Consider the following 7,459-nt stretch of genomic DNA (forward strand, 5'->3'; position numbering starts at 1 on the left):
CTTCCACTTCTGTCTACAAACCGACGACTTTGAAGGCGCTATTAAGCGCATTGAACAATATGGCGGTAAAGCGCGTATGGATATCATGCGTTACCACCCAAAAGATGATAACAAGCTCGCTAAAATGGTTTATCTAGAAGACCCATTTGGCAACCTATTTGAGCTTTACTCGCACTCATACGAAGAAACTTATGCCTCTGATTACGAATAGTCGATCTGTGATGCATTAATAAAATTTCAAGGGCAGGTAGCACAACCAGCCCTTTTTGGTTTCTATTGCAAGGTCAGCTATGAAGCTTTAATGCCAATATCATCTGCTTATGTGGAGTTCAATCAAGTCAAACAGCCTTAAAAGAGTGATCAATAACATCAATGACTTGCTCATAACGCCTAGCAAGAGGTGAGTTAAGTTTGCTAACCAAGTAAACAGGTTCTTGTATGTCTTCGGTAATGTTGAATATTTTTAGCTGCTCTTTATCCGCGAACAAGTTAACGCACCATCGAGGAACCACTGTAAAACCGATCCCTTTAGCTATAGGAACTAATATTTGGTGCACTTGGTTAATATAGCTTTGCGTCGAAACATCCTCCAAATCGACTAGACGAAGCAAATCATTATTCGCTTGATTGACATATGTTTGGAAGTAGTGAGCGAAATCTGGATGACGAACGACTCCCAATTCTATTAACAAGTCATTTATAGGCAAGCTTTCGTCTGCGGACAGTGGCAATACAAGAGCAAGACACTCCGCACCAACAATACGGCTCGCGAAATATTTAGGGTTAGGTTCTTTTGTCACTAGACCTATATCCAGTTTCCCCTGCAATATCTGCTCAAATATACGATGGTTTGGCGTTGCTTCTAACTCAATGGATAAGCCTGGATAACTCACTTGCAAAGAAAGTAATTGTGAATAAATCAGCCACGCGAAAGTCCCCGAACAGCCTATAGTACAGCGACCACGGAAAGGTTCGTCGTGTGCCAGATTCTGTAATAACTCAAACTCTTCTTCAAAGTGTTTGACAGCATAATCGTAAACTTTACGCCCATAGACTGTTAACTCAAATTTCTTGTTAAATCTCTTTATCAAAGGATAACCGCAGGCAGCTTCTAGTTTATTTATGTGCTGGCTTACCCCGGGTTGCGTCATATGGAGTAACTCAGCCGTTTTAGTAAAGTGCCCAATATCGACTAATGTTTTAAAAGTGTTTAACCAAATAGGATTGAGCATAGTCATAAACCAATAGTTATTAATAAATCAACTTTCAATAATAATTGATTATAAATGAATCAGCATGTCTTTGGACAAAATGTATGTTTCAGATTGCAATATGATAAAACATCATTGCATTAGCTTTTGAAACGAAGAAATCGGGAGTGTACGGATAAAGTTTGTCAGCGACAAAAAGGGTGGAGGCCCCAGCCACATCCCGGCACACACGTCGCCTGCTGCGGCTGCTCCCTTCCGGGCCTGACCGAGTTCACAAGTTAGTGTTGCGGGAGGACCAGAGCCTCCATTGATTTGTTTTCTTGGCTTGCTAGCCAAAGAGTGCGGCGATTATCAAGCATCATAGTAATGATTGCAAGCCGAAATCCCAATGGATGGAAGCTTTTTGTTTTAAGTGAACACCATTTAAACAAATCTTCTATTTTCTCTTCTACTCAATAAAATAGGTGAACTATTTTAGCTCTTGTTTGAACTTCTGATTATCTTGAGAAGAGGCTTTGTATTATCTCGTTGGCCGCTACCGTGGTGCTTACTTTGGTACATAGCAATATCAGTTTGGTGCAATACTTCTTCCAGGCTCATGAAATGATCTCTGTAATTCGACACACCAATCGCCACATTGACTTTTATGTTTAAATTTCGAGCAGAATCGCTGTAGGTAAAGGACTCTAACTGCATTAACACAGGCTCAAGCTCCTCATCACTATATTGCCCAATCAGGATAAATTCATCACCCCCGATTCGGTAACTACGACCACGCCAAATAGAATCGATACGGCTGGCAAGTGCTTTCAACACTTCATCCCCCACTTCATGACCATAGTTATCGTTTATCGGCTTAAAGTTATTCACATCTAAATAAATCAAGGTTAGATCGCTGTTTAAGCCTCTCGAATAACGGCGATATAAAGCTCGGCGATTACGCAGCTTGGTTAAATTATCGGTAACAGATTGTGAGTGTAGATAGGAAGCGACCACTAACAAGAAGCCAAATACCAACGTAAACAGCCATTGAGTGTGGCGTGAAAAAGTTTTCTCGGCCGCTAACGTTGCTCGCCAATTCGGTTGATAATCATAGGTGTTGATGATTTTCTGCGTATCAATCATCTTAATAGCACGAGTAAATAAAGGAGCCAGCGAAGCGCCCATGCTATTTTTGGGAAAGCCCATTGCAATCTCAGACGAGTAAAAACTGCCGATAAATAGATCTTCCTCCAACGGCAATAAGTTATCCGCTTCGCGCAATATTTGGTTAAAGTTAGCACGGTTTAGAACGATGTAATCGACCTCCTTACCGAGCAAGGCTTTGACCAATTCATTTTGAGTTTTATAAACATGTAGCACTTTATTGGGCAGCATTTTTCCTAACAGCTCTTCAAAGAAATCTTCTTTAATCACGCCGATGCGCTCAACAATTAATTCCGACACATTGCTGTAAACATTGTTTTTGTAATTTTCACGTTTAATCAAGACGGCTTCAGGCTGGTAATACGTGTCACTGAAATAAACGTCGGATTTTCGTTGTTGAGAGACAGTAACTGGTACTAGGATATCAATGCGTTTATTGACCAAATCGGCATACATGCTCTCCCACGTTTCGTCTGGCTGGCTGGCCAGTTCGCATTTGAGTAACAGAATGTCACATGCTTTAAAAACAATGTCCGCGTTTATTCCTTTCACTTTACCATCGTGCTGATACTGAGCAAATTGGCTGATGTTCTCCAATTTTACTTTTAACGGTCGCTGCACGTTTAAGCCACTATCGATGACTGATTGACGCAACGCCTGCTTGCGGATATCAAATTGGTATTTTTGTACTGATTCTCTAAGCAGTTTTTGTACCGACGCTGAGTGCACATATTCTTGAATTTTGTTGAGTAATAAAGTGTTGTGCCCTTTTGGCGTAATAATGGCAACCGGCTGAATAGGCAGTTGGTCATTAAGCAATTGAGCATCGAGCCCTGCCATCAACATCGGCTTTAATTGATTAATCGCGTCTACGACCACATCGACTTCAGCCGTGCTTAAAAGTTCTTTGGCACGCCGAGCACCATCATACTCAACCAGTATAATATGAGGAAAATAAGCGGCAATCAGCTCACCATAAATCGTTCCTTTGGGAACCCCGACCCTCGCCAGATCGGTTAACTGTACGTTGCTGTGGCTAAATGCATAGGTGTATTCAATATTGGTAGGACTTGAGAAATCAAAGCGTTGAGCACGCTGTTCGGTGTAAGTCACATTGGCTGCAAAATCGCTCTCCCCTTGTTCGATAGCGGTCAAGATCGCATCAAAGCTGGGGTAATTAACATAGTCAATCTCAAGGCGAAATTGGTAAGCAATGGCATCAAACAAAATACGCGTGACAACATCGTCCGCTTCTGTCGCTACTCGATATGTTTTAGCGTTGATTATGGGAGCACTGATGACGCTTTGTGCCGCCGTTGCTAGCCATAAAAGACCTATTAGCCGAAATGCACGAACCATGACGTTTATATTATTGTACTGAGAGGTGAGCATCATATACTAATGCTCTATATATGCATAAGAATGAAGTCACAACTTCACCCACAACATGCTCTAATCTACATTCAGTTGTGTTCTGGTCATTCGGTATTCTCTTCGGTGCTCTTGAGTAGATAATCAGTCATCCAAGCGGTAGCCAGCAAACAGATCCAAACCACGAATACGGGGTTTGGTACATCACTTGTGGGCGAGACGACTAAGCTTGCAAAGCCTACCGTTGGAAGTGTCCAGCATAACAAACCATTCCAATTCACTGCGACTGGTTTGGATTGGGTTAAACTTTCCATCGACGCCATAATGCCAGTAATGCTTAACGCAACTAACACCGCATACGAGAAATCGGCCATCCATAGCGGTAGCAGTAACCCTAACGCCCACCAACGGTGCTTATTGGATGGCTTCCAGTGCGCAACCGACCACCAAACAACGATAACAGAAAGAGTCTGAATAACAGTAAGCCAGCCTGTACCGCCTAATTTCCCAGCCGATTGAGTAACGATGATACCGACTTGCAACGTCAATACGATCAACGTGCTCACTAAGATAACGCCCATGCTACTGCGTTTAGAAAAGGCCACCGTCAACAAAGGCAGCAACACCCAAACACTGACAGAAAGAGCGATTGGCTGATAAGATAAAGTGAAACCATAAGCGGTCATTGCAGCCAATAACAACACACCCGCGACGCCCCCTTGCGGTAAAATCCACAGCGCAGGGATCACGATGGCCAGCACGGGGATGTCCCCTTCGCTTAAACCTATGGCTCTTGCACAAACCACAGCCAACAAGGTTGTGATTAAAAATTGAAAGGTAGAAAATAGCATGCCCTCTCCTTATACCGTTCCTTGGTAACTATCGAACTAGGACACTGCTAGTATGGACGAATTGTCAGCATGAACCAATTTTTAGCGCAGATTTTTGCAGTTATACATCAAATTCCCGCAGGAAAAGTGACAACCTATGGGGAAATTGCTCGTTTAGCAGGATACCCCGGCTACGCACGCCATGTTGGAAAAGCATTAGGTAACCTACCTCAAAACAGCCGATTACCTTGGTTTCGTGTGATCAACAGCAAAGGAGAGATTTCGCTAAAAGGAGAGGATTTATTACGTCAACGACAGAAATTGATCGCCGAAGGCGTCGAAGTGAACGAGCATGGCAAAATAAAACTTCGATTATACCAGTGGCGCCCCTAAGCCCCTTTCGGTCAAGCGCCTTTCCCGCTTATCTAGCACGGGAAAGGGCTGTTTTACTATTTCTTGTTTTACTGTTTTTATAGTATTGCGTCTATTTTATTGCTTCTGTTTTTACTGTTTAACACCAACCAAACGCAAATCAACCCGTTTAGTGTTATTCTCATCAGTAATCACGGCGTAATGGGTATCCGTAATGAAGCGCAGTTTTCCATCTACTTCGATGCGAGCACTGACGCTGTAACGGTGGCGAGCATCAATTTTTCGGTTGTCGAATGCCAAGTCAAACTCAAGCGGCACTTGCATTCCGTTAGTTTCAAAGCGGTGTTTTGCGATCACTTTAGCGGGTGCATCAGCCAATGAAACATCTTGCAAAGTGATAGTGACAAGCGCCTTATCCGGCAGTGCGATACGCTCACGGTACGAAACCGTACCCATGATAGATTGAATATTGCTCTCGGAAGAGGTTGGTTTTTGCGCTGACTGGCAACCCACAAGCATTAGACCTAAAACAGACGACATAATCAGCAACAGTGCCTTTTTCATAAGGATAAAACCTCAGTTATGGTGTTAGATAGGTGATGATTATAGGTTCGGTTTTATCTGCTGTCATGGTCGTCCATTTGGTATTAACAAGATATTGACTTAGTCAACAATGATAATAATTACATTAAGAATCTCGGTGAGGGTCTATGAGTAAACCATTAAATGAACTATTGGATTTGCTGCAACTGGAAAAGCTAGAAGAAGGTTTATACCGAGGTGAGAGCGAGAACTTAGGTCTACCACAAGTGTATGGTGGGCAAGTGATTGGCCAAGCACTCTCGGCGGCTCGCTATACGGTTGATTCCGACCGCACTGTTCACTCATTTCATAGCTATTTTCTTTACCCCGGAGATCCTGAAAAACCAATCATTTATGATGTTGAGAATTTAAGGGACGGACGCAGTTTCAGTACCAGACGAGTCAAAGCCATTCAGAATGGTCGGCCGATTTTCTATCTCACTGCTTCTTATCACGGTGAAGCGCCCGGTTTTGAACATCAAAACACCATGCCTGACATCCCTGGTCCTGAAAATTTTGCCTCTGAATCTGAACTGGCAGCCCAGATTGCACACTTATTACCTGAGAAAATAAAAAAGGTTTTTTGTGGCGAAAAAGCGATTGAGATGCGTCCAGTGACCGTAATTAACCCGCTAAAACCACAAAAAGCAGAGCCAAAACAGTACCTGTGGATACGTGCTAATGGTGAGTTGCCAAATAACCAACTCATCCATCAATATTTGCTCGGTTACGCGTCTGATTGGGGGTTTTTAGTCACAGCGTTGCATCCTCATAAAGTCTCTTTGATGACACCTAACTTTCAAGTCGCGACGATTGATCATTCGATTTGGTTCCACCGCCCATTCAAAATGGATGAATGGTTGCTCTACGCAATAGAAAGCCCTACGGCCAGCAATACCCGTGGTTTAGTGCGTGGCGAGATTTACAACCGCCAAGGAGATTTAGTCGCAACAGCAGTGCAAGAAGGTGTGATGCGCTTCACCAAATGACGAGCAGGCTATGCCAGAGGCAATTGGGTAGTGTACTTCAATGACTCCATTGCAAAGGTTGAAGTCACGTTATTAATCCCTTTCACGCCATTGACCAGTTTTTTATAAAACTGGTCAAAACACTTCATGTCTTTGACCAACACTTTCATCATGTAATCGTACTCACCCGCCATTCGATAAAACTCCATCACCTCAGGGTACTCAGACACAGTCACGACAAAATGGCTGTACCATTCGTGCGAGTGATCGCTGGTCTTAATCAACACAAACGCGGTAAAACTCAAATCTAATTTTTCTGGGTCAAGCAGGGCAACTCGCTGCGCAATCACGCCAGATTCTTCAAGCTTTTTCAACCGCTTCCAGCAAGGTGTCGTGGTTAAGTTCACCGCTTCAGCCAAATCATTTAGCGACAAAGTGCTGTCTTGTTGCAGTAATGAGAGGATCATGCGATCAATTCTATCAAGCTCCATAGCTTCCCCAAAATAAGAGAATAATTTTCTCTAAAACTACAAAAGGACAGGCAACATAGCAAAGTTTTTCTCTCAAATTAAGGGTAAATTACCCTCATAATAACGATGGAGAGAGAACCATGTGCACCGATCATCAATGGATTAACAACGCAATTCGAAAAATAGAAGCGGACTACCAACGTTCGGCCGATACTCATCTGATCAAGCTCGATTTGCCTTGTGTCGCTGGGGTCGATATTTATCTCAAAGATGAAAGTACGCATCCTACGGGTTCGCTGAAACACCGCCTCGCCCGTTCTCTTTTCCTGTATGCCATCTGTAACGGCTGGGTTGGCCCTGAAACTACTATCATTGAATCTTCATCGGGCAGTACTGCGGTATCAGAAGCTTATTTTGCCCGTTTACTAGGCTTGCCTTTTATTGCTGTAATGCCCAAATGTACTGCACGAAAAAAAATTGAGCAGATTGAGCTTTATGGCGGCCAAGCG

The 7,459-nt window shown here is 43.2% G+C and carries 9 protein-coding genes and 1 other RNA gene; 4 read left to right on the forward strand and 6 right to left on the reverse strand.

Going from position 1 to position 7,459, the window contains the following annotated elements:
- On the forward strand, positions 1–211 hold a 211-nt coding region (locus AACQ21_RS02890; protein ID WP_181185539.1), incomplete at its 5' end, for a VOC family protein.
- A gap of 127 nt (positions 212–338) precedes the next feature.
- Here AACQ21_RS02890 and AACQ21_RS02895 read toward each other — a convergent pair.
- The 4 genes from AACQ21_RS02895 to AACQ21_RS02910 form a co-directional block, all read right to left on the reverse strand.
- The gene (locus AACQ21_RS02895; protein WP_105976720.1) at positions 339–1,238 is read right to left on the reverse strand and encodes a LysR family transcriptional regulator; all 900 of its coding nucleotides are present in this window, start codon (positions 1,236–1,238) and stop codon (positions 339–341) included.
- Between the two features lie 177 nt (positions 1,239–1,415).
- An RNA gene (gene ffs, locus AACQ21_RS02900) (signal recognition particle sRNA small type) lies at positions 1,416–1,512 on the reverse strand.
- 173 nt (positions 1,513–1,685) lie between these two features.
- Positions 1,686–3,752: a GGDEF domain-containing protein gene (locus tag AACQ21_RS02905; protein WP_105976721.1), complete on the reverse strand. Its 2,067-nt coding sequence runs from the start codon at positions 3,750–3,752 to the stop codon at positions 1,686–1,688.
- Between the two features lie 83 nt (positions 3,753–3,835).
- On the reverse strand, positions 3,836–4,579 hold the full coding sequence (locus AACQ21_RS02910; protein ID WP_017045285.1) for a hypothetical protein: 744 nt from the start codon (positions 4,577–4,579) through the stop codon (positions 3,836–3,838).
- A 69-nt stretch (positions 4,580–4,648) separates the two neighbouring features.
- On the opposite strand from AACQ21_RS02910, the gene AACQ21_RS02915 reads away from it, so the two are divergent.
- Positions 4,649–4,951 carry an MGMT family protein gene (locus AACQ21_RS02915; protein WP_013856444.1) on the forward strand — a complete coding sequence of 101 codons (303 nt, stop codon included), beginning with the start codon at positions 4,649–4,651 and terminating at the stop codon, positions 4,949–4,951.
- A 111-nt stretch (positions 4,952–5,062) separates the two neighbouring features.
- Here the strand turns inward: AACQ21_RS02915 and AACQ21_RS02920 are convergent, their stop codons facing one another.
- Positions 5,063–5,494, reverse strand: a complete 432-nt coding sequence (locus AACQ21_RS02920; protein WP_017044405.1) for a YbaY family lipoprotein — start codon at positions 5,492–5,494, stop codon at positions 5,063–5,065.
- A gap of 146 nt (positions 5,495–5,640) precedes the next feature.
- Here AACQ21_RS02920 and tesB point away from each other — a divergent pair, with 146 nt between their 5' ends.
- Positions 5,641–6,501 carry an acyl-CoA thioesterase II gene (tesB, locus tag AACQ21_RS02925; protein WP_013856442.1) on the forward strand — a complete coding sequence of 287 codons (861 nt, stop codon included), beginning with the start codon at positions 5,641–5,643 and terminating at the stop codon, positions 6,499–6,501.
- 8 nt (positions 6,502–6,509) lie between these two features.
- On the opposite strand, the gene AACQ21_RS02930 is transcribed toward tesB, so the two are convergent.
- Positions 6,510–6,971 (reverse strand): Lrp/AsnC family transcriptional regulator, encoded by a 462-nt coding sequence (locus AACQ21_RS02930; RefSeq protein WP_010319994.1) that lies wholly within the window; start codon positions 6,969–6,971, stop codon positions 6,510–6,512.
- A gap of 119 nt (positions 6,972–7,090) precedes the next feature.
- On the opposite strand from AACQ21_RS02930, the gene AACQ21_RS02935 reads away from it, so the two are divergent.
- On the forward strand, positions 7,091–7,459 hold a 369-nt coding region (locus AACQ21_RS02935), incomplete at its 3' end, for a pyridoxal-phosphate dependent enzyme (RefSeq protein WP_146127529.1).

Origin of the sequence: Vibrio sp. V01_P9A10T6 (genome assembly GCF_963877065.1) — a bacterium.
GTDB lineage: Bacteria > Pseudomonadota > Gammaproteobacteria > Enterobacterales > Vibrionaceae > Vibrio > Vibrio anguillarum.